At 71.6% G+C, this 25877-nt stretch carries 22 protein-coding genes; 15 read left to right on the forward strand and 7 right to left on the reverse strand.

What is annotated here, in order from left to right:
• Nucleotides 1–83 precede the first annotated feature (83 nt).
• From ACN20J_RS07505 to ACN20J_RS07520, 4 genes are all read left to right on the forward strand, one after another.
• Nucleotides 84–1478, forward strand: coding sequence for an MFS transporter (locus tag ACN20J_RS07505; protein WP_419665555.1), 1395 nt, complete (start codon nt 84–86; stop codon nt 1476–1478).
• Nucleotides 1475–2134, forward strand: a complete 660-nt coding sequence (locus ACN20J_RS07510) for a bifunctional 4-hydroxy-2-oxoglutarate aldolase/2-dehydro-3-deoxy-phosphogluconate aldolase (protein ID WP_419665556.1) — start codon at nt 1475–1477, stop codon at nt 2132–2134. The genes ACN20J_RS07505 and ACN20J_RS07510 overlap by 4 nt, the downstream gene beginning before the upstream one ends.
• The gene (locus tag ACN20J_RS07515; RefSeq protein ID WP_419665557.1) at nt 2131–3087 is read left to right on the forward strand and encodes a sugar kinase; all 957 of its coding nucleotides are present in this window, start codon (nt 2131–2133) and stop codon (nt 3085–3087) included. Before ACN20J_RS07510 ends, ACN20J_RS07515 begins: the two co-directional genes overlap by 4 nt.
• A 344-nt stretch (nt 3088–3431) precedes the next feature.
• Nucleotides 3432–5387, forward strand: a complete 1956-nt coding sequence (locus ACN20J_RS07520) for an amino acid transporter (RefSeq protein ID WP_419665558.1) — start codon at nt 3432–3434, stop codon at nt 5385–5387.
• A gap of 45 nt (nt 5388–5432) precedes the next feature.
• Here the strand turns inward: ACN20J_RS07520 and ACN20J_RS07525 are convergent, their stop codons facing one another.
• The gene (locus tag ACN20J_RS07525; protein ID WP_190228698.1) at nt 5433–6290 is read right to left on the reverse strand and encodes a LysR family transcriptional regulator; all 858 of its coding nucleotides are present in this window, start codon (nt 6288–6290) and stop codon (nt 5433–5435) included.
• A 68-nt stretch (nt 6291–6358) separates the two neighbouring features.
• On the opposite strand from ACN20J_RS07525, the gene ACN20J_RS07530 reads away from it, so the two are divergent.
• Nucleotides 6359–7309, forward strand: coding sequence for an EamA family transporter (locus tag ACN20J_RS07530; RefSeq protein WP_419665559.1), 951 nt, complete (start codon nt 6359–6361; stop codon nt 7307–7309).
• 224 nt (nt 7310–7533) lie between these two features.
• Nucleotides 7534–9531, forward strand: coding sequence for a serine/threonine-protein kinase (locus ACN20J_RS07535; RefSeq protein ID WP_419665560.1), 1998 nt, complete (start codon nt 7534–7536; stop codon nt 9529–9531).
• 73 nt (nt 9532–9604) lie between these two features.
• On the opposite strand, the gene ACN20J_RS07540 is transcribed toward ACN20J_RS07535, so the two are convergent.
• The gene (locus ACN20J_RS07540; protein ID WP_419665561.1) at nt 9605–10456 is read right to left on the reverse strand and encodes a helix-turn-helix transcriptional regulator; all 852 of its coding nucleotides are present in this window, start codon (nt 10454–10456) and stop codon (nt 9605–9607) included.
• An 86-nt stretch (nt 10457–10542) separates the two neighbouring features.
• On the opposite strand from ACN20J_RS07540, the gene ACN20J_RS07545 reads away from it, so the two are divergent.
• The 5 genes from ACN20J_RS07545 to ACN20J_RS07565 all read left to right on the forward strand — a co-directional run bounded on the left by ACN20J_RS07545 (nt 10543) and on the right by ACN20J_RS07565 (nt 16835).
• Nucleotides 10543–11346 (forward strand): SDR family NAD(P)-dependent oxidoreductase, encoded by an 804-nt coding sequence (locus ACN20J_RS07545; RefSeq protein ID WP_419665562.1) that lies wholly within the window; start codon nt 10543–10545, stop codon nt 11344–11346.
• Between the two features lie 120 nt (nt 11347–11466).
• A complete protein-coding gene (locus ACN20J_RS07550) occupies nt 11467–13623 on the forward strand; it encodes a protein kinase domain-containing protein (RefSeq protein ID WP_419665563.1) in 2157 nt (718 codons plus the stop codon).
• A gap of 183 nt (nt 13624–13806) precedes the next feature.
• Entirely contained in the window at nt 13807–14979 is a 1173-nt protein-coding gene (locus tag ACN20J_RS07555; protein ID WP_190228704.1) for an MFS transporter, read from the forward strand.
• Nucleotides 14980–15112: 133 nt separating this feature from the next.
• Nucleotides 15113–16012, forward strand: a complete 900-nt coding sequence (locus tag ACN20J_RS07560) for an NAD(P)-dependent oxidoreductase (RefSeq protein WP_189838601.1) — start codon at nt 15113–15115, stop codon at nt 16010–16012.
• Between the two features lie 85 nt (nt 16013–16097).
• Nucleotides 16098–16835, forward strand: a complete 738-nt coding sequence (locus ACN20J_RS07565) for a maleylpyruvate isomerase family mycothiol-dependent enzyme (RefSeq protein ID WP_361991332.1) — start codon at nt 16098–16100, stop codon at nt 16833–16835.
• A gap of 73 nt (nt 16836–16908) precedes the next feature.
• On the opposite strand, the gene ACN20J_RS07570 is transcribed toward ACN20J_RS07565, so the two are convergent.
• Complete coding sequence (locus ACN20J_RS07570) at nt 16909–17319, reverse strand: MarR family winged helix-turn-helix transcriptional regulator (RefSeq protein ID WP_419665564.1); 411 nt, start codon at nt 17317–17319, stop codon at nt 16909–16911.
• Between the two features lie 86 nt (nt 17320–17405).
• Here ACN20J_RS07570 and ACN20J_RS07575 point away from each other — a divergent pair, with 86 nt between their 5' ends.
• On the forward strand, nt 17406–18914 hold the full coding sequence (locus ACN20J_RS07575) for an MFS transporter (RefSeq protein WP_189838598.1): 1509 nt from the start codon (nt 17406–17408) through the stop codon (nt 18912–18914).
• A 136-nt stretch (nt 18915–19050) separates the two neighbouring features.
• Entirely contained in the window at nt 19051–19335 is a 285-nt protein-coding gene (locus ACN20J_RS07580; RefSeq protein WP_189838597.1) for a DUF6332 family protein, read from the forward strand.
• Here ACN20J_RS07580 and ACN20J_RS07585 read toward each other — a convergent pair.
• The 3 genes from ACN20J_RS07585 to ACN20J_RS07595 are packed head-to-tail and all read right to left on the reverse strand — an operon-like array spanning nt 19296 to nt 23670.
• Entirely contained in the window at nt 19296–19961 is a 666-nt protein-coding gene (locus ACN20J_RS07585; protein WP_419665565.1) for a response regulator, read from the reverse strand. The genes ACN20J_RS07580 and ACN20J_RS07585 overlap by 40 nt on opposite strands.
• Complete coding sequence (locus ACN20J_RS07590) at nt 19958–21283, reverse strand: histidine kinase (protein WP_419665566.1); 1326 nt, start codon at nt 21281–21283, stop codon at nt 19958–19960. Before ACN20J_RS07590 ends, ACN20J_RS07585 begins: the two co-directional genes overlap by 4 nt.
• A gap of 53 nt (nt 21284–21336) precedes the next feature.
• Nucleotides 21337–23670: an MMPL family transporter gene (locus ACN20J_RS07595; protein ID WP_419665567.1), complete on the reverse strand. Its 2334-nt coding sequence runs from the start codon at nt 23668–23670 to the stop codon at nt 21337–21339.
• On the opposite strand from ACN20J_RS07595, the gene ACN20J_RS07600 reads away from it, so the two are divergent.
• On the forward strand, nt 23655–24491 hold the full coding sequence (locus ACN20J_RS07600) for an AfsR/SARP family transcriptional regulator (protein WP_361908233.1): 837 nt from the start codon (nt 23655–23657) through the stop codon (nt 24489–24491). The two genes, ACN20J_RS07595 and ACN20J_RS07600, sit on opposite strands and share 16 nt — an antisense overlap.
• Here ACN20J_RS07600 and ACN20J_RS07605 read toward each other — a convergent pair.
• The gene (locus ACN20J_RS07605) at nt 24446–25180 is read right to left on the reverse strand and encodes a TetR/AcrR family transcriptional regulator (RefSeq protein WP_269652897.1); all 735 of its coding nucleotides are present in this window, start codon (nt 25178–25180) and stop codon (nt 24446–24448) included. The genes ACN20J_RS07600 and ACN20J_RS07605 overlap by 46 nt on opposite strands.
• Nucleotides 25181–25360: 180 nt before the next feature.
• Between ACN20J_RS07605 and ACN20J_RS07610 the strand changes: the two genes are divergently transcribed.
• On the forward strand, nt 25361–25816 hold the full coding sequence (locus ACN20J_RS07610; RefSeq protein ID WP_189838592.1) for a nitroreductase family deazaflavin-dependent oxidoreductase: 456 nt from the start codon (nt 25361–25363) through the stop codon (nt 25814–25816).
• Nucleotides 25817–25877 lie beyond the last annotated feature (61 nt).

Raw genomic sequence — 25877 nt, forward strand, 5'->3', positions numbered from 1 at the left:
CTATCCGTACCGCGCTGTCCCCCTTTAGTACCGCGCTGTCTCCCTTTCGTCCCCGATCCATCCCATTCAAGGAGGCATGGCTGATGGACACGTCCACCGGACCCATAGCAAGCGACTCCGCACTCCCCGCCCCCGCCACGGACACCCCCGCCAACCCGGAAGCCATCCGCCGCGCCGCCTGGGCCGGCCTCGTCGGCACGGCGCTCGAACAGTACGACTTCGTCATCTACGGCACCGCGTCCGCCCTGGTCTTCGGCGACCTGTTCTTCCCCAACGCCACACCGGCGGTCGCCCTCCTGGCCAGCTTCGCCGCCTACGCCGTCGGGTTCGCCGCCCGGCCCCTCGGCGGCCTGTTCTTCTCCCGTTACGGCGACCGGCTCGGCCGCAAATGGGTACTGGTCACCACGCTCTTCCTGATGGGCGTGTCGACGTTCGCCATCGGACTGCTGCCGACGTACTCCCAAGTCGGCCTGCTCGCCCCGGCGTTGCTCGTCCTGTGCCGCTTCTTCCAGGGCTTCGGAGCCGGCGCCGAACAGTCCGGCGGCGCCACCCTGCTCACCGAGACGGCGGTGGTCGGACGGCGCGGGAGGCTCGCCTCACTCGTCATGACCGGCGCCGCCCTGGGCACCGTACTGGGCGCCCTCGCCTGGATCCTCGCCCAGACGCTGTCCGAGGAAGCCCTGATGGCCTGGGGCTGGCGGGTCGTCTTCGCCAGCAGCCTTCTCGTCACAGTCGTGGCCGTCCTCATCCGGCGCAGGCTCAGCGAGAGCCCGGTCTTCCAGGAGCTCAAGAAGCAGCACGAGAAGCCCAAGTCGCCGGTGGCGGAGGTCTTCCAGCACGGCCGCAAGCCCATGCTCCTGGTGCTGTTCATGAACGTCGGCATCAGCGCGCAGTCGTACACCTACCAGGTCTTCATGGCCTCGTACCTGGTCTCCACGGTCGGCGTCGACTCCTCGTTCGTGCCCAAGGTGCTGATGATCGGGGCGACCTGCGGCGGTATCGCGGCGATCGGATTCGGCATCCTCTCGGACCGCGTCGGACGCAGGCCCGTGTACATGGCGATCCTGGCCGCCCTCGTGCTGCTGCCCGGACCGACCTTCATCGCGCTCAACACCGGGTCGCCGTACGCCATCACCGTGGCGATCATCCTCGGCTTCGTCCTGGCCGGACAGGGCGCGGTCGGCGTGCAGATGAGCTACTTCCCCGAACTGTTCGGCAGCCGCTACCGCTACGCCGGAGTCACCCTGGGCCGGGAGTTCTCCTCGGTGCTGGGCGGCGGTGTCGCCCCGCTGATCTGCGCCTCCCTGCTCACCGCGTTCTCCGGTTCATGGGTGCCGGTCGCCGCCTACATGACTCTGATGATGATCATCAGCCTGGTCGCGGCCCGGATGGCGCCGGAGACCCGCGACCGGGACCTCACCCTCCTCAACGATGCGACGGCCCCGCCGAAGCCCATGCCCGAAAAGAGCACCTCGTGACCCACACCCTCTCCGCCCAGCGGACCGAACCCGCCGACGCGCTGCTGCGCACGGGAGTCGTGGCCGTGCTGCGCGCCGACAACCCCGAGCATCTGCTGCCCGCGGCCCGGACGCTGGCCGATACCGGACTCGTCTGCCTCGAACTCACCCTCACCACCCCCGGCGCCCTCGACGAGCTGGAGCGGCTGCGCAAGGACCTCGGCGAGTTCACGGACCTCGGGATGGGCAGCGTGCGGTCCGCCGACGAGGCCCGACGCAGCCTGGACGCGGGAGCGGGTTTCCTCGTCTCGCCCGGCTTCCGCGCCGATGTGGTGGCCGTGGCCCGGCAGGCCGGCGTCCCGGTCTACCCGGCCGGGCTCACCCCGACCGAGCTGGCCACGGCCTGGGACGCCGGGGCGACGGCGGTCAAGCTGTTCCCCGCTTCGACCGTCGGCCCCGCGCACCTGAAGGCGTTCACCGATCCCTACCCCGACGTGCGCGTGATGCCCAGCGGCGGCATCGGCGTCGACGACGTCGGGACCTGGATACGGGCCGGTGCCCTGGCCGTCGGACTCGGCGGCGCGCTGTCCGGCGACGCCCTGGCCGGAGGCGACCTCGGGGCACTCGCCGACCGCGCCCGGCGTGCCCTCGACGCCGTCGCCGAGGCCCGCTCATGAACGGCGGCGGGGTCGTCACCCTCGGCGAGACGATGGGCCTGCTCGCCGCCACGACCGTCGGGCATCTGCAACACGTACCCCATATGGCGCTCGGCATCGGAGGAGCCGAGAGCAACGTGGCGATCGCGCTGTCCCGGCTCGGCACCCCGGTGAGCTGGATCGGCCGGCTCGGCGCGGACTCCGTCGGCGACCGCGTCGTACGCGAACTCGCCGCGGAAGGCGTCGACGTGCACGCCGTACGGGACTCCGACGCGCCAACCGGTCTGATGCTCAAGGAGCGGCTGCCGGGCGGAGCGGTGAAGGTCTGGTACTACCGCGCGCAGGGGGCGGGTGCCCGGCTGGCCCCCGCGGACGTCGACGACGCGCTCGTCGCCGGGGCCGGGCTGCTCCACGTCACCGGCATCACTCCGGCCCTCGGCGCGACCGCCGCCGCGGCGGTGTTCCACGCCGTGGACGTCGCTCGCGAGGCCGGGGTGAAGGTGTCGGTCGACGTGAACTACCGGTCCGCACTGTGGTCGCCCCAGGCGGCGGCACTCGTCCTGCGCAGGCTGGTCGCGCGGGCCGACATCGTCTTCGCGGGCGACGACGAGGCCGCCCTCGTACTGGGCCGCGAGCGTGCCGACGACCCCGAGGAACTGGCCGCGGCCCTGACCGGCCTCGGCCCCGCCGGTGCCGTGATCAAACTCGGCGCCGAGGGGGCGTCGGCCCTGGTGGACGGCGTCCACCAACGGCAGGCCGCCGTCCCGGTCCAGGTCGTCGATCCGGTCGGCGCGGGCGATGCCTTCGTCGGCGCGTACCTCAGCGAGCTGATGGCGGGCGCGGACGTCAAACAGTGCCTCGACACCGCCGCCCTCGCGGGGGCCCTGCTGTGCACGGTCCCCGGCGACTGGGAGGCCATGCCGACCCGGGCCGTGCTCGACGGCTGGACGGGGGTGATGGACGTTCAACGGTGATCCCGGTCGCGACCGCCCGGCCTGGAACGCGGGTTTCCATCCGGTCCGCGAGTACGGCCGCTACGGGGTTGGCGACCCCGTGGGACGGCGTACGCGATGACGCTGGGTGTGCGCGCCGGACCCGCGGTCCTTGACGCCTTTCGAATGGCCCCCACCCCTCCCCCGAAGCCGAAACCCCCTCGTCCTGATGTGCCACAGCCGGTCGCACGGATTCTCTTAACGGAAGCTTGACGCCTGCGGCGGCCTCATCCGTGGGCCTGTGCGTCACTCTCTGCATACGCTGGTGTCGCCGTCCGCGTGATGGCCGAAACGACACGCTGAGCCGCACATCAGGAGCGCGCCGAATGGCCACCACCGAACACCCTCCGCCCAGTCGCCTGCGCGCCTGGATGCTGGAGGGGCTGTCCGACATGGGCAAGGGCAGACAGGCGGCGCCGCGGCCCGCCAAGCCGGAGCCCGTGCACAAGGGACAGCGCTGGTGGCGGGTGATGTGCCTGACCGGCGTCGACTACTTCTCCACGCTCGGCTACCAGCCGGGCATCGCCGCTCTCGCCGCCGGGCTGCTGTCACCCGTGGCCACCATCGTGCTGGTCGTCGTCACGCTGGCGGGCGCGCTGCCGGTGTACCGGCGGGTGGCCGAGGAGAGCCCCCACGGCGAGGGCTCGATCGCCATGCTGGAGCGGCTGCTGACCTTCTGGAAGGGCAAGCTGTTCGTCCTGACCCTGCTCGGTTTCGCCGCGACCGACTTCCTGATCACCATCACCCTGTCGGCCGCCGACGCCTCCACCCACCTGGTGGAGAACCCGCATCTGGCCGACGCGCTGCACGACAGACAAGTGCTGATCACGCTGGTGCTCATCGCGCTCCTCGGCGCGGTCTTCCTCAAGGGCTTCTTGGAGGCGATCGGTGTCGCCGTGGCGCTGGTGGGCCTCTACCTGGCGCTCAACGTCGTGGTCGTGGTGACCGGGCTCTGGCACGTGGCCACCGAGGGGCATGTGATCAGCGACTGGTCCACCGCCCTGACCGCCGAGCACGGAAACGTTTTTGCCATGGTGGGAGTGGCGCTGCTGGTCTTCCCGAAGCTGGCGCTCGGCCTGTCCGGCTTCGAGACCGGCGTCGCGGTCATGCCGCACGTCGAGGGCGACCCCGACGACACCGAGGCCAACCCCAAGGGCCGTATCCGCGGCACGAAGAAGCTGCTGACCACGGCCGCGCTCATCATGAGCGTGTTCCTGATCGCGACCAGCTTCATCACCACGCTGCTGATCCCGGAGAAGGAGTTCGAGTCGGGCGGCGAGGCCAACGGCCGCGCGCTCGCCTACCTGGCGCACGACTACCTGGGCAACGCCTTCGGCACGGTCTACGACGCGTCCACCATCGCCATCCTCTGGTTCGCCGGCGCCTCCGCCATGGCCGGGCTGCTCAACCTGATGCCCCGCTATCTGCCCCGCTACGGCATGGCCCCGCACTGGGCGCGCGCCGTCCGCCCGATGGTGATCGTCTTCACGCTGATCGGTTTCCTGGTCACCTGGATCTTCGACGCCGACGTCGACGCGCAGGGCGGCGCGTACGCGACCGGCGTCCTGGTCCTCATCAGCTCGGCCGCGATCGCGGTGACCATCGCCGCGCGCAAGGCCGGCCAGCGCAACTGGACCATCGGCTTCGCCGTGATCTCGGCGGTCTTCCTCTACGTCACCGTCGCGAACGTCATCGAGCGCCCGGACGGCGTGAAGATCGGCGCCTGCTTCATCGCCGGCATCATCCTCGTCTCCCTCCTCTCACGGCTCGCCCGCGCCTTCGAACTCCGCGTCACCAGCGTGACCATGGACGGCATGGCCCAGCGGTTCGTACGGGACATCGCCAGCCGCCGGATCCGGTTCATCGCCAACGAACCCGACAACCGCGACATCACCGAGTACCGCGAGAAGATCGAGCAGATCCGCGCGGACAACGACGTCCCCGCCCAGGAGGACTTCGTCTTCGTCGAGGTCACCGTCCTGGACCCGTCGGAATTCGAGGCGGGCCTGACCGTACGCGGCGAGGTCCTGCACGGCCGCTACCGCGTCCTCACCCTGGAGTCGTCCTCCGTCCCCAACGCCCTGGCCGCCCTCGTCCTGCACGTCCGGGACACCACCGGCTGCATCCCGCACATCTACTTCGAGTGGACCGAGGGCAGCCCCTTCACCAACTTCCTCCGCTTCTTCCTCTTCGGCCAGGGCGAGGTCGCGCCCGTCACCCGGGAGGTCCTCCGCGAGGCGGAACCGGACCGGGCACGACGGCCGCGGGTGCACGTCGGCTGAACCGGCCCGGGCCTGCGGCACCGGCGCTGAACTGCCCGAAGCCGGTCAGCCGTTGCGGTACAGAGCCGTGAGCAGTTCGATCGCCGCCTGGGTGGCGGGGTGCGGGTCGTCCCGCCACCAGGCGAGGCGTACGGCGATGGGTTCGGCGTCGCGGACCGGCCGGTAGACGATGCCTGGCCTGGGGTACTGGTGGGCGGTGGATTCCGCAGTCAGGCCGATGCAGCGTCCGCTGGAGATCACGGTGAGCCAGTCGTCGACGTCGGACGTCTCCTCGGTCTCCGGGCGGGCGTCCGGCGGCCAGAGGTCGGCGGTCGTGGTGCCGGTGCGGCGGTCGATCAGCAGGGTGCGCCCGCCGAGGTCGGCGAGCCGGACCGAGCGGCGTCCGGCCAGGGCGTCGTCGGCGGCCAGGGCGCACAGGCGCCGTTCGAGCCCGACGATGGCGGAGTCGAACCGCCGGTCCTCCTCCAACGGCCTGCGTACGACGGCGAGTTCGCAGGCGCCTTCCGCCAGACCGGCGGTGGCGGAGTTGACGCGGACCAGCCGCAGGTCCGTCTCGGGCTGTGCCTTGGCCCAGCGGCGCTGGAAGGCCGATGTGTGGCGGCCGAGCGCCGACCAGGCGTACCCGATCCGCAGGCGGGTGTGACCCGACCGGGCCTCCTGGACCAGATCGGCCACCTCGCCGAGCACCCGCCGGGCGTGCGCCACCACGCGCAGTCCCGCCGGGGTCGGCGCCACCTCGCGCGAGGTGCGGCGCAACAGCCGTACGCCCAGGGCCCGTTCGAGCGAGGCCAGGGTCCGGGACACGGCTGCCTGGGAGACGCCGAGCGCGATGGCCGCGTCGGTGAAGGTGCCCTCGTCGACGATCGCGACGAGACAGCGCAACTGCCGTAGCTCCACATCCATGACTGAAGCGTATAGATGGATCGCTGTGTGCATTTTGCGCAAGAGCCGCCGAGTCACACGATCGAAGCATGCGAGCCGCACCCGAATCGGGCACCACCGCCTCCGTACGCCCCACAGTCGCGCCCCGCCCAGCGGCACCCACGCGCCGGGCGGCCCAGGGTCTTCCGGATCCGCAGCCGACCGGACGGCCCCAACGGCTGGCCGGTGTGACCACGATGATCGCCAGTGGTCTGTCCACGCAGACCGGCGCCGCGATCGGATCCCTCGCCTTCTCCGTACTCGGCCCTGTCGGGGTCGTCGCGGTCCGCCAGTACGTCGCCGCGGTCGTCCTGCTGGCCGTCGGCCGGCCGCGGCTGCGCTCGTTCACCTGGTGGCAGTGGCGGCCGGTGCTGCTGCTCGCCCTGGTGTTCGGGACGATGAACCTGTCCCTCTACAGCGCCATCGACCGCATCGGCCTCGGCCTGGCGGTGACCTTGGAGTTCCTGGGCCCGCTCACCATCGCACTCACTGCCGCGCGCCGCCGCGTGGACATCCTCGCCGCGGTGGTCGCCGCCGCCGGCGTGGTGACGCTGATGCGCCCCCAGCCCTCGACCGACTACGCCGGGATGGCCCTTGGCCTGCTCGCCGCCGCCTGCTGGGCGTCGTACATCCTCCTCAACCGGACCGTCGGCCAACGCGTCCCCGGTGCACAGGGTTCGGCCGCCGCGTCGGGGGTCTCCGCCCTGATGTTCCTGCCGGTCGGCGTCGTCCTGGTGCTCCGGCACCCGCCGACCGCCGAGGCCCTCGGTTACGCCGTCGCCGCCGGGGTGCTCGCCTCGGCGGTGCCGTACCTCGCGGACATGTTCACCCTGCGCCGCGTACCCGCCCAGGCCTTCGGGCTGTTCATGAGCGTCAACCCCGTCCTCGCCGCCCTCGTCGGCTGGATCGGCCTCGGCCAGAACCTCGGCCGGCCGGAGTGGGCGAGCATCGGGGCCATCGTCGCCGCCAACTCCCTCAGCATCGTCACGCGGCGCACCTGACCGGTGCGTGGTCCTCACGTGTCGCCCACCGGCCACGACGACCGAAGGAGTACGCGTGAAGGAGTACGCGCGTTCGGGCGGAGACGAGCCCGCTGACGTCGCACCACCTGCAACTCGAAGCCGGGTAGCCTCTGTTCACGTCAAGCGGAAGCAAGTGGACCGCCGGCTCGTGACCCTTCGTGGCGGTGAGTGGGGCGAAGTGCCGACCGAGGGGAGACAGTCAGATGACGAAGCCGTCGACAGACGACTTCGATGCCACCTCCGGTGGGGTTGGCGACAGAATCGGCCGGTACCGGCTGCTCAGAAACCTCGGCGCGGGCGGCATGGGCCGGGTCTGTCTGGCACGTTCGGAGGGCGGGCGCACGGTCGCGGTCAAGCTCATCAAGCCGGAGCTGGCCGCCGAACCCGAGTTCCGCGAGCGCTTCCGGCTGGAGGTGGCGGCGGCGCGCAGGGTGAGCGACCGCTGGACGGCACCGGTCCTCGACGCGGACACCGAGGCCGAGACGCCGTGGGTGGCCACCGGCTACATCGCGGGACCCTCGCTCGAACACATCGTCTCGCCCCAGGGACACGGCCCCCTCCCCGCCCCTTCCGTACGCACCCTCGCCCATGGACTCGCCAGCGCCCTGCTCGACATTCACGGCGCGGGGCTGGTCCACCGGGACCTCAAGCCCTCGAACGTCCTGATCACCATCGACGGCCCCCGGGTCATCGACTTCGGCATCGCGCGGGCGCTGGACGCGGTACCCGGTTCGACCCCGACCAGTTCGGGTGTGCTGGTCGGCTCGCCCCGCTTCATGTCGCCCGAGCAGCTCAGGGACGAGCCGGTGGGCCCGGCCTCCGATGTCTTCTGCATGGGTACGGTCCTGGCGTATGCGGCGACCGGGCAGACCCCGTTCGGCGGTGGCGGTTCCGGCGGGGTCCACGCCGTGATGTTCCGTATCGCGCAGGAGGAACCGGACCTGACGGGGATCGAGGAGCCGGTACGGGGACTGATCGCCGACTGCCTCGCCAAGGACCCGGCGGCCAGGCCGACTCCACAGGAGGTCGTCGCACGGATGCAACCGGTGGGGACCGGCGCCTCGTCGCCGCCGTGGCTGCCTGCCCAGATCATCGCCGAACTGGGGCGCAGCGCCGTCCAGTTGCTCGACACGGACACGCCGCCGCACGCGAGCGCGATGGCGGCGCCGACACCGACCGCCTTCGTGCCGTCGCCCGCACCGGCCACGCCCGCGCCTTCGTCCGCGACCTCGTCCACCGCCTCGCTCGTGACCTGGGAGGAACCTCCCGCATCGGAGCAGTCGGAACGCTCGGAGTGGGGAACCCAGGTCGTGCCGAGGCCGGACAACGAGCGCGCGGAGTCAACTCCTTCGCCGAGCCCTCGCCCTCGCCCGACGGGCAGGGGCCGGCGGGCCGCGCTCGCGCTGGCGGCAGCCGCCGTGGTGACGGGAGGCGTGTACGCCGCGTGGGCCGCCGGTCTCCAACTCCCCGACGGAGGCTCGGAATCCGGCACTGGCTCCGGCTCGAACGCCGTCGGCGGCGTGACATCCGACGTACCCAAGGCGTTCGTGGGCATCTGGGCGGGCGAGGTCGAGCGGGACGGGAAGCCCACCGATCAGTTCCGCCGGTTCGTCGTCTCGTCGGGGCAGGTGGGCGAGGTCGTCGCCACCAGCATCAGCCTCGGCGACACCTACGAGTGCAAGAGCGACGGCAAGCTCGCCGCCAAGCCGTCCGGCGGCGGTACGTCGCTACGGCTGGACACCAAGGTCGTCAACAGCGTCCCCTCCGGCTCGTGTTCGGCCCTCGGCGAGCATGTCCTCACCCGGACCGACGCCAACTCCCTCCGCTGGGAAGCCGCAGGACGCACCGCCGAACTGCACAGGATCGAGGGGTCGGAGAAACTCCCCGAAGACCTGCTCGGCACCTGGCAGCGCCCCCTCGCCAACGGCGGCACGCAGCGCATGACCGTCGAGCGCACGCCGGTGGGCAGCCCGGCCGCCACGCTGGTCTCTGACGGCGGCGGCGAGCACTGCGAGGCCGACATGAACCTGGTCTCCGTAGGCGACGCGAACAGTCCGGCACGCTTCGCCCCACCGGCGATCGACCAGACCGCCTCCTCCGGCCCCTGCCTCCGCGGCGGCTCCTCCACACTCCGCACCGAGGGCGACACACTGGTACGCGAACTGGCCGACGGGCGACGGCTCACGTATACGCGGGCCTGAGGGGCTGAGGGGCAGCCTTGACGGCCGACGCCACGCACGCACGTACGTACGCCCGGTGTCGGCCCAGCCCGCCTCAGCGCCCCACGTCCATACGCTGCGTGCCGATGACCGACAGCAGTCGCAGCGCCTCCTCGGACCGTGAGCCGGTGGCGGCGGTGTAGATCACGACCTGCTGGTCGCGGTCGGTGATGTCGAGGGCGTCGCAGTTGACGGTGACCGGGCCGACCAGCGGATGCTGGAAGGTCTTGCACAGGGTGGGCTCGTGGCTCACGTCGTGGGAAGCCCACAGCCGGGTGAACTCCTCGCTTCCGGCGAGGAGTTCGGCCACCAGCCCGGTCACCTCGGGGTCGTCGGGATACCGGGCGGCGGTGGCGCGCAGCCGCTGCGTCGCGTTGCGGGCGAACGCGTCGGCGTCCGACACTCCGTACAGCCGCCGCCCCTGCGGGTGCGGCCCGAGGAAGACACGGCGTACGAGGTTGCGGTCGCGCCGCGGAAGGGCGGAGAAGTCCTCCATGAGGGCCGCCGCCAGATCGTTCCAGGCGATCACCTCGAAGGACGCGGACGTCACGATGGCGGCGGCCTGGGGCAGCCGGCTCAGCAGGTCGAGGATGCTCTGCCGCACCTCGCGCAAGGGTCCGGGCGGCGGGCCGGGCGGTGCGCCGGCGAGGTGGTGGAGGTGGTCGCGCTCGGCGTCCGACAGGCGCAGGGCCCGGGCCAGCCCGGCCAGCACCTCGCGCGACGGGCGCGGGCCGCGGGCCTGCTCAAGGCGCGTGTAGTGCTCGGTCGAGATGAACGCCAGCTGCGCCACCTCCTCGCGGCGCAGCCCCGGCGTGCGACGGCGCGGCCCGGCGGGCAGCCCCACGTCGGCGGGGGTGATCCGCTCGCGCCTGCTGCGCAGAAAGGCCGCCAGTTCTCGTCTGTCCACACCTCCAGTGTGCGCGGGCGGCGCGGGCCCATCCAGGTATCGCCGGTGCCTGGATGGGCTCCGCGGACCGGCGCACGCTCGCTGCCATGGACAACACACGAACCACCGACACATCCGCCGCCCCTGCCGCCCTCGGCCTGCTGGCCGGCAAGGTCGCCTTCATCACCGGCGCCGGTCGCGGGATCGGCGCCGCTGCCGCGCGGCTGTTCGCCCGAGAGGGCGCCCGGGTACTGCTCGCGGCCCGGACCGAGGACCAGCTGAAGGCGGTGACCGAGGAGGTCCGGGCGGCGGGCGGCATCGCGGACTACGTGGTCTGCGACCTGGCCGACCCGGCCGCCGTACGCGCCGCCGTGGACCGCGCCGTGGACCTGTACGGCCGTCTCGACATCGCCTTCAACAACGCCGGTACGTTCGTGCCGCCCGGCCCGATGGACCAGGTGACCGAGGCCGACTTCGACCACGTCTACGCCGTGAACCTCAAGGGCCCGTGGGTGGCCATGGTCGCCGAGATCGCCGCCATCCGGGCCACCGCCGGGACCGGGGCCATCGTCAACAACTCGTCCGTCGGCAGCCTGATGGGCAACCCCGAACTGCCCGCGTACGGCGCGATGAAGCGAGCGGTCAACAGCCTCACCGAGTCGGCCGCCATCACGTACGGCCCGGAAGGCATCCGCGTCAACGCCATCGCCCCCGGCAACACACTGACCGAGATGATCCGTACCTGGGAAGAGGAATCACCCGGCCTCCAGGAACGACTCCAGGCACACACCCCACTGCGCCGCGCGGCCGACCCCGACGAGATCGCCCAGGCCGCCGCCTGGCTGCTCAGCGACCGCTCCTCGTTCGTGACCGGCACGGTCCTGCGGGTCGACGGAGGTGCGCGAGCCTGAACCGTGGGCACGCATGGCGTTCACCGGATGAGCCCGGGCGACCGGGCACTAGAGTGAAGGGTCCCTGTCAGAAGGATCCGGGCCGGAACCGTCCAGGCGTGCATTGGTTAAGGAGACACGGTGACCCTGCGCGAGAACGATCCGCGGTCAGTCGGCGGCTACCGGATCGAATCGCGGATCGGGAGCGGCGGCATGGGCGTCGTCTACCTCGGCAGATCGGCCTCGGGGCGGGCCGTCGCCGTCAAGGTCGTACACACGAGGTATGCCGACAACGCCGAGTTCCGAGCCAGGTTCCGGCAGGAGATCGTGGCCGCGCGCCGGGTCAGCGGGGCGTTCACCGCGCCGGTCGTGGACGCCGACCCGGACGCGGAACGACCGTGGATGGCAACCGCGTTCGTCCCCGGCCCCACACTCGCCGAACAGGTCGCCGAGGCGGGCCCGCTGGATTGGCGGGCGCTGCGCCGCCTCGGCACCGAACTCGCCGAGGCGCTGCGTGAGATCCACCGCGCGGAGGTCGTGCACCGGGACCTCAAGCCGAGCAATGTGCTCCTGCTGGAGGGCGAGGGCGACGACGGGGCGGCCCGCGTCATCGACTTCGGCATCTCGCGCGCGGCCAGCAGTGACGTCCGCACCCAGACGGGCATGGTGATGGGCTCGCCGCCCTTCATGGCACCGGAACAGTTCAGCCGCCCCCGCGAGGTCGGCCCCGCCGTCGATGTGTTCTCGCTGGGGGCGGTACTCGTGTACGCGGCCACCGGGCGCAGCCCCTTCGAGGCCGAGAACGCCTATCTCGCCGCGTACAACACCGTGCACAGCGAGCCCGAGCTGGGCGAACTGCCGGAGCCGCTGCGCCCGTTGGTTTCGGCCTGTCTGGCGAAGGAGCCCACGGACCGTCCGACGTCGAGCGAGGTGCTGGACGCGCTGACCGGGCTGCCGGAGGAGCCGACTGACGAAGAGTCCGACGAGGAGCCGTCCCGGATCCCGGTGACCGTGCTGTCGGATTCAGGAGCGCTACCGTCACCGGCCTCGGGCGCGAAGCCGACCGAACGGAGGCGCCGTAGGAAATGGCTGTGGACCGCTCTCGTCGGAGCGGTCCTCCTCGGTATGACGGGGGTTGCTTCGGTCACCGTGCTGGACGACGACCCGGCGAGCACGGTCGACCAGGCCGACCAGCGGGTGACGCCCCGTGGTTCGACACCGGCGGGCTGGCAGCCGTGGCACAACGCGCTGGAGCCGGACGAGGACGATCCGATGCCCATGGGTCCGGTGTGCGTTCCGGACGCGCTCGGCGTCTTCTGCTCCTCTCCCCAGGTCGCCCTCATGCGTCTGAGTTCGGCGACGGGCCGTGTGGACTGGACGAAGCCCATGAGCCAGAAGAAGGTCGACGGTTTCTCGCTGCGCGATCCCGTCGTCCGCGAGGGTGTGGTGTTCGTCAACAGCTCGGACCGCTCCGAGGGAGTGGACGCCTTCGATGCCAGGACCGGCACGCGGCTGTGGCATGTGGACGGACCGGTGGGCGACTTCGCGTTCCTGAGCGGGGTGTTGCTCGTACGGCTGGACGAGCTCGGGCCTTCCGACACCGCGCGCTTCGCGGCGTACGAGCCGCGCACGGGTGAGGAACTGTGGCGGCGCAAACTGGCCTCCGCGTCGGCGAGCCCGTTCCACGAGGGGTCCAAGGGGACCCTCTACGCCGATCTGCGCGGCGGCTCCGGCGGCATTGCCCGACTCGACGCACGGACCGGCCGGACCCTGGGCAACGTCGAGGCGCCCAAGGGCGATCTGTGGCTGGCCACCGTCCACGACGACACGGCGTACTACGCCCGCTGGGACGACAACTCCGGGGTCTCCGCCGCCTTCTTCATCCAGGAGCTCGACAGCGGGAAGACCCGCCGGATCGACTTCCCCTGGAGCGTCGAGCCGGAAGCGCCGCCACTGGTCCGCGGCGACACCATGTACATCTTCGACTACGGCAACGAGACCCTGCTCGCCCTCGACCTGAAACGCGGAAAGCCGCTGTGGACCAGCTCGCGCGACCTGCGAGTCTTCAGCGAACCGGCCCTCCACGACGGCCGGTTGTACGTCACGATGCCGGACACCAGCATCCTGGCGCTCGACCCACGCACCGGCAAGGAGATCGGGCGCACCACCTCGTCCTTCGACACGGAGGGCCGCTCCTTCGAGGAACTGACCCCCAATTCGGTACCGCCGCTTCTGGTGGGCGGTGTGCTGTACGGGGTCAGCGGGCCGGGGGTCTTCTCGGTGGCGGACGTTCCCTGAGTACCGCGGTCGCCGGGTGGAGCGGCCCTGGCGCCCAACGCGCCGGAGCGCCCGAACGCCGGAGCACCGGAGCACCCGAGCGCCGGGGCGCCCGAGCACCGGGGCGACCCCCTTGCCCAGCCCCCGGCTCCCACCTAGCCTGAGTTTGTGCCGCAAATAAACAAATCCCGAACGCACAATGACGTGCCGGGCCACAGCAAGGACCTCACCCGACTCCGGATCGCCCTCACCACCTTCTTCGCCCTCGACGGCTTCATCTTCGCGGGGTGGGTCGTCCGCATTCCCGCCATCAAGGAACAGACCGGCGCCTCCGCGAGCACACTGGGGCTCGCCCTGCTCGGCGTCTCCGCGGGAGCCGTCGTCACGATGATGTTCACCGGCCGGCTCTGCCGCCGCTACGGCAGCCACCCCGTCACCGTCGTGTGCGGCATCCTGCTCTCCCTCAGCGTCGCGCTGCCGCCGCTCACCCACTCCACCTGGGCACTCGGCGCGGTCCTGCTGGTCTTCGGCGCCGCGTACGGCGGGATCAACGTCGCCTTCAACAGCGCCGCCGTCGACCTGGTGGCCGTGCTGCGGCGGCCGATCATGCCCAGTTTCCACGCGGCCTTCAGCCTGGGCGGAATGATCGGCGCCGGTCTCGGCGGGCTGGTCGCGGGCTCGCTGTCGCCGACGCGGCATCTGCTCGTTCTCACCGTGATCGGCCTGCTGGTGACGGCCGCCGCGGGGCGCGCCCTGCTGCGGTACGAGTCCCCCGCACCACAGCCGGCTCCCGGACGGCCCGAGGAGCGTGAGCCACGCCGACCGGACCCCCGTACTCGCCGACTGGTCGTCGTCTTCGGTCTGATCGCCCTCTGCACCGCCTACGGGGAGGGTGCCCTGGCCGACTGGGGCACCCTGCACCTGGAGCAGGACCTGGACGCGCACCCGGGCATCGCGGCCGCGGGTTACACGTGTTTCGCGCTCGCCATGACGATCGGCCGGCTCTGCGGGACCACGCTCCTGGAGCGGCTCGGGCGGACCCGGACGGTGGTCGCGGGAGGCACCATGGCCGCCGTCGGCATGCTCGTCGGGTCGCTCGCCCCCTCCGTGTGGGCGGCCCTGGTCGGCTTCGCCGTCACCGGACTCGGCCTCGCCAACATCTTCCCGATCGCCGTCGAACGGGCCGGTGCCCTGGCCGGCCCCAGCGGCGTCGCGATCGCCTCCACCTTCGGCTACGGCGGCATGCTCCTCGGGCCGCCCGCCATCGGTTTCATGGCCGACTGGTTCTCCCTGCCCATCGCCCTCACCAGCGTGGCGACCCTGGCCGCGGTGGCCGCCGTCATCGGATACGGGACGCGCCGGGCGACGGCCGACTGACGGCCTCGCCGGAGCCGCCACCGGGACCGGGCGCGCGGCACGCCCGGCCCGACCTCGCCACGGCGCAGCAGGCCACAGCCAGGCAGGGCACAGTGGTAACCGACGCACCATACGGATCAGGAAAGTTGATGTCATGACCGACAAGCTCACCGTCAGTGTCCTCGGCACCGGGATCATGGGCGCCGCGATGGCCCGCAACCTCGTCCGCGCCGGACACACCGTCCGGGCCTGGAACCGCTCCCGCGACAAGGCCGAACCCCTCACCGCCGACGGCGCGCACGTCGTCGACACCCCCGCGGAGGCGGTCGAGGGCGCCGATGTCGTCCTGACCATGCTGTACGACGGCCCCGCCGTGCTGGACGTGATGCGGCAGGCCGCGCCCGCCCTGCGTGCCGGTACCGCGTGGGTGCAGTCGACGACCGCCGGGATCGAGGCCGTCGGCGAACTGGCCGACTTTGCCCGCGAGAAGGGCCTGGTCTTCTACGACGTGCCCGTTCTCGGCACCCGACAGCCCGCCGAGGCCGGTCAGTTGCTCGTCCTGGCCGCCGGTCCGAGCGACGGCAGGGAGGCCGTGACGCCGGTCTTCGACGCGGTCGGCGCCCGTACGGTGTGGACGGGTGAGGACGGCGCGGCGGGAAGCGCCACCCGTCTCAAGCTCGTGGCCAACAGCTGGGTCCTCTCCGTCACCAACGCGACCGGTGAGGTGCTGGCCCTGGCCAAGGCCCTGGGCGTGGAGCCGCAGAGCTTCTTCGACGCCATCGCGGGCGGCCCGCTGGACATGGGCTACCTGCGCGCCAAGGCCGGGCTCATCCTCAACGACCAGCTGTCACCGGCCGCCTTCGCCGTGGGCACCGCCGCCAAGGACGCCCGTCTGATCGTCGAGGCCGGCGAGCGGCACGGCCTCCGTCTCGACGTCGCCACCGCGAGCGCCGAACGCTTCGCCCGAGCCGCCGCCCAGGGCCACGCCGACGAGGACATGGCCGCCGCGTACTTCGCGAGCTTCGACGAGAAGGACGCGAACACAGAGGGCTGACCGGGCCGCATCCGCCCGGATCAGCGGCGGAAAGACATCACCCCCGTCCCTCCTGAAGCCCGCTCCATCCGGCACACTCCCCTACATGGAGATTGCCGAGCACATTCGAAGCCTGGACCGGGAAGGCGGGTTGCTGGCCGAGGCCGCGGAGGAGGCCGGGGCCGACGCCAAGGTGCCCACCTGCCCGGAGTGGCAGGTGCGGGACCTGTTGCGGCACACCGGCATGGTGCACCGCTGGGCCACGGCGTTCGTGGCCGAGGGGCACACCTCGTACCACCCCGACGGCGGCCTGCCCGAGCTGGACGGCGCGGAGTTGCTGGCCTGGTTCCGGGAGGGGCACCGCGGCCTCGTCGAGACGCTCGCCACCGCCCCTCCCGACGTGGAGTGCTGGAACTTCCTGCCCGCCCCTTCGCCGCTCGCCTTCTGGGCCCGGCGACAGGCCCACGAAACGACCGTGCACCGGGTCGACGCGGAGTCGGCGCGCGGCGGCACCCCGACCGCGATCCCCGTGGACTTCGCGGTCGACGGCATCGACGAACTGCTGCTCGGCTTCCACGCCCGCAGCAGGAGCAGGGTACGGACGGACGAGCCGCGCGTGCTGAGAGTGCGGGCCTCGGACTCGGACGCCGTGTGGAGCGTACGACTGTCGGCCGAACCTCCGGCGGCCGAGCGGGGTGAACCGACGGACGCGGACTGCGAGTTGACGGGGACGGCCGCCCAGCTCTACCTGGCGCTGTGGAACCGCGGCCCGTTCCCGGACGTGACGGGAGACTCGTCGATCGCGACCCTGTGGCGGGAGAAGTCCGCAGTCACCTGGAGCTGACCGGCACGCGACGACAACAGCGGCGGGCGGGCAGCCGACCACATCAGCGGCCCACCCGCCGGGCCCGACCAGTTCAGTCGGCGGAGCCACCCGCCAGCATCCGCCCCAGCACAGCGCGCTGCACCGGCAGCACCTCGCCGTGCAGCGTGCGCCCCTTCGGGGTGAGGGCGACCCGGACACCCCGCCGGTCCTCCGGGCACATGCAGCGCTCGACGAGGCCGTCCTTCTCCAGGCGGCCGATCAGCCGGGACAGCGCGCTCTGGCTCAGATGAACCCGCTCGGCGATCTCCTGGACGCGGTAGGAGATGTCATCGCCGTCGGCCGGCGTGGACGCGGCCAGCACGTCTAGGACCTCGAAGTCGCTTGCACCCAGGCCGTGTTGGTGCAAAGTCCGGTCCAGTTCGCAGAGTGTGCGCGCGTGCACCGCGAGGATGTCGCGCCACTGGTCAACGAGGCCCTGCTCGGCCTTCTCGACAGCCGCCATGGCCCGCACCCTAGCAAAAAACCACCTTTGTTGCATCCGCATTAAATGCACTTGCATTGAATGCATGCGCATGTACTGTGTGGCGCATGACCTCTCCGCTCACCACCTCCGCGGCGCCGTCCCCGGCGGCTCGCTGGACGCCTCGCCTGTGGGGCACCCTCCTGGTGCTCTGCGCCGCGATGTTCCTGGACGCGCTGGACGTGTCGATGGTCGGCGTCGCCCTGCCGTCCATCGGTTCCGAACTCGATCTCTCCACCTCGACCCTGCAGTGGATCGTCAGCGGCTACATCCTCGGCTACGGCGGCCTGTTGCTCCTCGGCGGACGCGCCGCCGACCTCCTCGGCCGCCGCCAGGTCTTCCTGGTGGCGCTCGCCGTCTTCGCGCTCGCCTCGCTGCTCGGCGGGCTCGTCGACTCGGGCCCGCTGCTCATCGCGAGCCGGTTCATCAAGGGCCTGAGCGCAGCGTTCACCGCTCCCGCGGGCCTGTCGATCATCACCACGACGTTCCCGGAGGGCCCGCTGCGCAACCGCGCGCTCTCCATCTACGTCACCTGTGCCGCGACCGGTTTCTCGATGGGCCTCGTCCTGTCCGGGCTGCTCACCGAGGCCAGCTGGCGCCTCACCATGCTGCTGCCCGCGCCCATCGCGGTCATCGCCCTGATAGCCGGGCTGAAGCTCATCCCGCGCAGCGAGCGCGACCGGACCCACCGCGGCTACGACATCCCCGGCGCCATCCTCGGCACCGCCTCGATGCTGCTGCTCGTCTTCACCGTCGTCCAGGCACCCGAGGTGGGCTGGGCCACGGCCCGTACGCTGCTGTCGTTCCTCGCGGTGGCCGCACTGCTGACCGTGTTCGTACGCGTCGAGCGGCGCAGCCCCAGCCCGCTGATCCGGCTCGGCGTACTGCGCTCCGGCAACCAGATCCGGGCCCAGTTGGGCGCTATGGCGTTCTTCGGCTCGTACGTCAGTTTCCAGTTCCTGGTCACGATCTACATGCAGTCACTGCTCGGCTGGTCGGCGCTGCACACCGCGCTCGCCTTCCTGCCCGCGGGCGCGCTGGTGGCGCTGTCCTCGACGAAGATGGGCGCGATCGTCGACCGGTTCGGCACGCCACGGCTCATCGTGGCCGGCTTCGCGCTGATGGTCGTCGGCTATGCCCTGTTCCTGCGGGTCGACCTGGACCCCGTGTACGCGGCGGTGATCCTTCCGTCGATGCTGCTGATCGGCGCGGCCTGCGCACTGGTCTTCCCCTCGCTCAACATCCAGGCCACCAACGGCGTGGAGGACCACGAGCAGGGCATGGTCTCGGGTCTGCTCAACACCTCGGTGCAGGTGGGCGGCGCGATCTTCCTCGCGATCGTGACGGCCGTGGTGACCGCGAACACCTCCGAGAGCTCCTCGCCCCAGGCGGTCCTCGACAGCTACCGTCCCGGTCTGGCCGTCGTGACCGCGATCGCCGTGGCGGGCCTGCTCATCACGGCCACCGGACTGCGCGGACAGCGCACGCGGCAGACGACGATCCTGGTCGCCAAGTCCGAGGACGTACGGGAGGACGAGCGGGAGCGGGAGGACGAGCGGGTGGCGGCCCGCGACTGACCCCCGGGCCCGCGACCGACCTATCTCTCCCCGGACCGACTCCTCTCTCTCGACGACGCGCGCCCGGCGGGCTTCCTTGCCCAGCCGGGCGCGCCTTTCCTTGCCCCGCCGGGCGCTCCCCTGTGAGACTGCCGGTATGGGACAGACCAGGGGGCGGCGGACTCAGTCCGAGCGGGACGAGATGACCGTCGAGATCGGATACGCGTTGTTCAGTGCCGCGTTCGCCGCGGCGGTGGCGTTCGGGGCCCTGGCCGGACCCGCTCTGCTCTTCGACCTGCCGGTCACCATCGAGAAGGTCCAGCTAGCGGCCGGGACCTCACTCGCGGCCGTGCTCTTCATCTTCCGGGTGGCCAGTGTGCTGGTCCGTTTCCGGCAGGCGGCTCAGCCCAGCCAGCCCGGCCGCACCAGCCCCGACTCGTAGGCGAGCACGACCAGTTGGGCCCTGTCGCGGGCGCCCAGCTTCACCATGGTCCGGCTGACATGGGTCTTCGCGGTCAGCGGGCTGACGACCAGCCGGCGCGCGATCTCGTCGTTCGACAGTCCGATCCCGACCAGCGCCATCACCTCCCGCTCCCGCTCGGTGAGTTCGGCGAGGGCTCCGGCTCCCGCGGGCTCCTTGGAGCGCGCCGCGAACTCGGCGATCAGCCGACGGGTCACGCCCGGTGACAGCAGTGCGTCGCCCTCGACCACCGCCCGTACGGCGCGCAGGAGTTCCTCCGGTTCGGTGTCCTTGACGAGGAAGCCGGACGCTCCGGAGCGGATGGCCTCGAAGACGTACTCGTCCAGCTCGAAGGTGGTGAGCATGACCACCTTGACGTCGTTCAGGCCGTCGTCGTCGGTGATGCGGCGGGTCGCGGCGAGGCCGTCGAGCAGGGGCATGCGGATGTCCATCAGGACGACGTCGGGCCGCAGTTCGCGCACCGCGCGCAGCGCTTCCTCGCCGTCGGCGGCCTCTCCGGCCACCTCGATGTCCGGCTGGGCGTCGAGGAGCGCCTTGAAGCCTGCGCGGACCAGTGACTGGTCGTCGGCGAGCAGTACGCGGATCACCGGTCCTCCTTGAGCTCTACGGATTTCTCGGAACTGTCGGACGCCCCGGCCGAAGCCCCCGGCTCGGCGCGCGAGTTCTTGAGCGGCAGCAGGGCCAGCACCCGGAAGCCTCCGTCCTCGCGCGGTCCGGCCTCGATCGTGCCACCCAGGGCCGCGGCCCGCTCCCACATTCCGGCCAGCCCGTTGCCGCTGCCGCCCGCGTCCTCGCCTGTCGCGGGTCCGTCGTCGTCGATACGGAGCGTCAACGCGTCGCGTGCGTAATCGACCCGCACGCGCGCGTGCCGCGATCCGGAGTGCCGTACGACATTGGTCAGCGCCTCCTGGATGACGCGGAAGGCGGCGAGGTCGGCACCGGGCGGCAGGGACCTGCGCTCGCCCCCGCTCTCGACGTCGACCGTCAGTCCGGCACCCGCGGCCTGCTCGACGAGTTCGGGGAGCCGGTCGAGGCCCGGCGCCGGCGCACGCGGCGCGTCTCCGGGCGTACGGAGCGTGTCGAGGACCTGGCGCACCTCCCCCAGAGCCTCCTTGCTCGCGGCCTTGATGGTGGTCAGCGCGGTGCGCGCCTGTTCGGGATCGGAGTCGAGCAGCGCGAGGCCCACGCCTGCCTGGACGTTGATGACGGAGATGCTGTGCGCCAGGACGTCGTGCAGTTCCCGGGCGATCCGCAGCCGCTCCTCGTCGGCGCGCCGCTTGGCCGCCTGCCGGCGTTCCGCCCGGTCGCGGTCCCACTGCTCACGGCGTGCCCGGGCGAGTTCGGAGACCGCGAGGATGGCGATCATCCAGGCGGCGATGGCGACCTCCTCACCCCATGAGGAGACCGGGTCGCCCTTCGGCGGCAGCCACCGGTAGAGCCAGTGCCCCACCAGGAGATGGACCACCCACAGCGTGCCGAGCGCGGTCCAGGCCGCCCAGCGCTGCCCGGCCACGATCGCGCTGAAGCAGGCGAGCGCGACCGTGAGAAAGATCGGCCCGTACGGATATCCGGCGCTGAAGTAGACGAGGGCCGTGGCCGAGGTGCCGAACACCACGGCCACGGGATACCGCTGCCGCCACAGGAGCAGAGCGGCGCCCCCGAAGAGGAGGATGCGCGCGAGGACGTCGAGCTTTTCCCGGTCGGGCTGCTGCTCCGCGGCGAAGTTGCTGCCGACGAGGACGAACACGGTCAGGAGCAGTGTCGAACGCCACGGCCAACGGGGACGGCCGCCGCCCTCTTCCTCCTCGTCGCGGCGGTTCCACCACGGGGGCCCGGGCCACCGGCGCTGCGGCGGTCCGCCCCTGGCCCAGGGGGGTCCGCCCCACCGGCGTGTGCGCTGCTCTTCCATGCCTGCCACGCTAAACGCCGGGGGTCGCCGGAGGCGTCAGCCGAGCGTGGTGATCACACGTACTCCCGGCGGAGTACCTGCTCCGGCTCGGGCTCGGCGGCCTCCCTGATCCGGAACCGGCGCAACGGCTTCGGCGCCCACCAGTTCGCGCGCCCCGCGAGCCGCATCGTCACCGGAAGCAGGACCACCCGGATGAGGGTCGCGTCGACGAGGATCGTCAGGGCCGTGCCGATGCCGAGCTCCTTCAGGAAGACGACGCCTCCGGTGGCGTACGACAGGAAGGACAGCGCGAGGATGCCGGCCGCCGCCGTGATCAGCGGGGCGCTTCGCCGGATGCCCTCGGCGACCGCGCGCCCGGTGTCGCCGGTGCGGTCGTGCTCCTCCTTGATGCGGGACAGCAGGAACACCTCGTAGTCCATCGAGAGGCCGTACGCCACGCAGAACATCAGCACCGGGATGCTCGGCTCGATCGAACCGGTCGGCGTGAAGCCGAGCACTCCGGAGAGGTTCCCGTCCTGGAAGACCCACACCAGGCAGCCGAACATCACGGACAGGCTGAGCAGGTTCAGAACCGTCGCCTTCAGGGGGAGCAACAGACTGCCGGTCATCAGGAAGAGGATCAGGTACGTCGCCCCGAGGACGAGCCCGGCGGCGAGCGGCAGCCGGTCCAGGAGCGTGGCGCGGAAGTCGGTGGTCTCGCCCGGGTAGCCGCCGACCAGTACGCCGTCGGGTGCGGGGACGTCACGGACGCGTTCGACGAGCGCTGGTACGTCCCCGCGCATCGCCTCCTGAGTGGGCACCAGCGCCAGCCGTACGCTGCCGTCGGGCGCCGTCAGCCGGTCCTGGCCCGGCACTCCGGTCCGCTGCCCGTCGCGGTAGGTGCCGGAGGGGGCGTCGACCTGGAACACGCCCGGGACACGGGAGAGTTCGGCGGCGTAGGCGCGCGTGGCGGCCGTGGTCGTGGGCGCTTCGGTGGGCGCACCCGTGGGTGATTTCGTGATCGGTTTCGTGAGGACGACCTGGATGGTGTCGGTGGGCTCGGCGGGGAAGTCCTCGTGGACGATCTCGGAGGTGGTGCGCGAGGAGGTCCCTTCGGGGAGGGTCCGCTCGTCGGGGAGTCCGAAGCGCAGCCCCAGGAGGGGCGAGGCGGCGAGGAGCAGGACGGTGAGCACTCCGGCGCCGGCGAGCAGCGGGCGGCGCATCGCGGCGAGTGCCGTGCGGTGCCAGAAGCCGGACGTCGTGCGTGCGGCGGGCCGTTCGACCCGGTGGCCCCAGCGGGCCAGGGCCGCCGGCAGGAAGACCACCGCTCCGGCCACCGCCGTCACCACGACGAGGACACCGGCGTACGCGAACGAGCTGAGGAAGAAGAACGGGAACACCAGCAGCGCGCTCAGCGACACCGCCACCGTCACTCCGCTGAACACCACCGTGCGCCCAGCGACCGCGGTCGCCCGCACGACGGCGTCGGGCCCCGGGCGCCCGGCCGCGCGTTCCTCGCGGTAGCGGCTGATGACGAACAGGCTGTAGTCGACGCCGAGTCCGAGGCCCAGGACGAGGGCGAGGTTCGCCGCGAAGGCCGACACCTCGGTGAACTGCGCGATCGCGCGCAGCCCGGCGAGGGTTCCGATGACGGACAGCAGACCGACCGCGACGGTCAACAGGGCTGCCGTGGTGCGCCGGTAGACCAGGACAAGGAGGAGCAGGACGGCGGGCAGTGCGAACAGTTCGGCACGCAGGAAGTCGGTGCGCGCCTGTTCGCCGACCTGTCGTGAGATCTCCTCCTGGCCGCCTACCTGGACGGTGAGTTCATCGGTCGTGCGTGTCAACCGCGGTGAGAGCGTGGCGAGTTGCTCGCGTGCTTCCGTGGCGCTGCCTTCGAGGCGGACGAGGACGAGCGCGCGACGGCCGTCGGTGCCGCGCAGGGCGAGGCTGTCGGAGTCCCAGTACGAGGTGACGTCGGTGACCAGGGGCAGCCCCTCCACCTCCTGGGCGAGCGCGCGGGCCGCGTCCCGTGTGCGGGCGCTGTCCACGTCGCCGTCGCGTGCCGTGACGAGCAGCGCCAGGTTGGGGTTGCCGGTGCCGAACTCCTCGCGCAGAACGTCCCCCGCGCGCACCGACTCCGTGCCGGGCGAGCTCCAGCGCGCGAGGTCCAGGTCGTTCTGGGCGCCGGCCCCGTAGGCGGCGAGGCCGAGGAAGGCGAGGAGTACGCCGATGAGGACGGCGCGACTGCGCCGCACCGCCAGGCGGCCGAGCCGGGTGAGCATCGTGGTGTGGCCTTTCTCCGGGGATCCGTAGCGGCCACGGTCGTCGGCGCCGCTGACCGTCCGCTGGAAGATCCACTGGAACGCCGGTGCCGGGATACGCTCGACGCATGGGCGAGGGGACACCGAAGGGCTTGCGCGAGAGCGGTTCGGCCGAGGCCGAGGCCGAGGGAGCGCCCGACGGCCTGCGCTTCGAACTGCTCGGCCCGCTCCGGGCGTTGCGCGACGGTGTCGAAGTACCGCTCGGCCCGCCGAAACAGCGCGCCGTACTCGCCGTCCTTCTCCTCCAGGAGGGGCGCTCCATCTCGTACGACGCCCTGGTCGAGGCCGTGTGGGGAGGCGCCCCGCCCCTGCATGTACGCAACCTCGTGCAGAAGTACGTCTCCGGGCTGCGCCGAGCCCTGGGCGGCGCCGCGGAGTTGGCGTGGACGGGCAGCGGCTACCGGCTCACCGGCGCGGACGCCGACGACCTGCGCGAGCGGCGACGGTGGGTGGACGAGGCACTCGCGGCACGTGACGCCGGTGACCTGCGGCGCGCGGGCGAACTGGTCGAGCGCGCCGAGGAGTTGTGGCGCGGCGAGTTCGCGGAGGGTTTGCAGGCGCCCTACCTGGCGGCGGAACGGCTGCGCTGGGCCGAGAAGCGGCTCACGGTGCTGGAGGCCCGGCTGGCCGGCGAGATCGAACTCGGCAGGTCCTTCGAGTACGTCCATGAACTGGTCCGGCTCGTCGCCGCGCACCCGCTGCGGGAACGGCTGGTGGAGCTGCTGATGCTCGCGCTGTACCGGACGGGCCGCTCCTCGGACGCGCTGACCGCCTACGAGGCCGCACGGCAGCGGCTCGCCGAGGCGCTGGGCGCGGACCCGGGGCCGCCGCTCCGGTCACTGCACACGCGGATGCTCCGTCAGGATCCCGCTCTGCTGCCCCGGCCGCCCGTGCCGGTGTCCTGAGGGAACACGAGGCCCACCCCATGACCGAGTTGGGCGACGGCGTGCCGGAAGAACGGCTCGCGGTCCTCCACGACTCGGTTGAACTGCCCGAACAGCTCGAAGCCGACGAGTCCGTAGAGCTGCGCCCAGGCCGCGACGAGCGCGGTGACCACCGCGGGCGGCAGGTCCGGGGCCAGGTCGTCGGCCAACCGCCGTGCCTCGGGCCCGAGTTCGGCGGGCAGCGGAGGAAGGGCCACACCTGCGCCCTGGTGCGCGTCCCGCACGATGCCGATGAGGAGCAGCCCGACGCGGGAGGCCGCCGGCACGGTGGTGGCGGGTGCGACGTACCCGGGCACGGGCGATCCGTAAATCAGCGCGTACTCGTGCGGGTGCCCCAGCGCCCACTCGCGCACCGCCTCGCACACCGCGGTCCAACGGCGGATCGGTCCGGCGTCGGCCACCTTGGCGTGCGCCGTTTCGGCGGCGGCGCCGAGCGAGTCGTAGGCGTCGATGATGAGCGCGGTCAGCAGGTCGTCGCGGCTGGGGAAGTAGCGGTACAGCGCGGAGGAGACCATGCCGAGCTCGCGGGCCACGGCCCGCAGGGAGAGCTTGGCCGCGCCGTCCTCGGCGAGCTGTCTGCGCGCCTCGTCCTTGATGGCCGCGGTGACCTCGATCCGGGCGCGGGCACGGGCTCCTTTGGCGGTACTCATGCGCGCCAGTGTTCCATATTTTCAGAGCAGTGCACACAAACGAGAGCGGTGCACGCAAACGTGAGCAGTGAGCCATTACGAGAGCACCGCTCTTGCTTTGGATCACCGATCTCGTGCACACTGCTCTCAAGCGAGAGCAGTGCTCACGTTTTCCACTTTCCGCTTCAGGAGGAAGTCCCCATGGCCACGTCCACGCACGTGAAGAAGCCCGGCTGGTTCACCGTGAACGTCCTCAACCGGACCATCGCCTGGATGACCCGCCGCGGCCTCAGCGTCTGGGGCTCCCGCGTCCTGGCCGTCCGCGGCCGCAAGAGCGGCGAGTGGCGCACCACCCCCGTCAACCTGCTGACCTTCGACGGCCGGCAGTACCTCGTCGCCCCGCGCGGCCACGTCCAGTGGACGCACAACATGCGGGTCGCGGGCGGCGGCGAGCTGCACCTCGGCAAGAAGGTGGACGTGTTCACCGCCGTGGAGGTCGCCGACGACGACAAGGTCCCGCTGCTGCGCGCCTACCTCAAGCGCTGGAAGGCCGAGGTCGGCGTGTTCTTCAACGGCGTCGGCCCCGACTCGTCCAACGAGGAGCTGCGGCGCATCGCCCCCGACCACCCGGTCTTCCGGATCACCGTCGAGAGCTGAGCCGCCCCGCCGCCCCTTGAAGGCCCCGGGCAGCCCCTGCCGTCCGAAGCCCCGCCCCTGT

The sequence above is a fragment of the Streptomyces sp. 2-1 genome (assembly GCF_048564895.1).
Classification (GTDB): domain Bacteria; phylum Actinomycetota; class Actinomycetes; order Streptomycetales; family Streptomycetaceae; genus Streptomyces; species Streptomyces phaeochromogenes.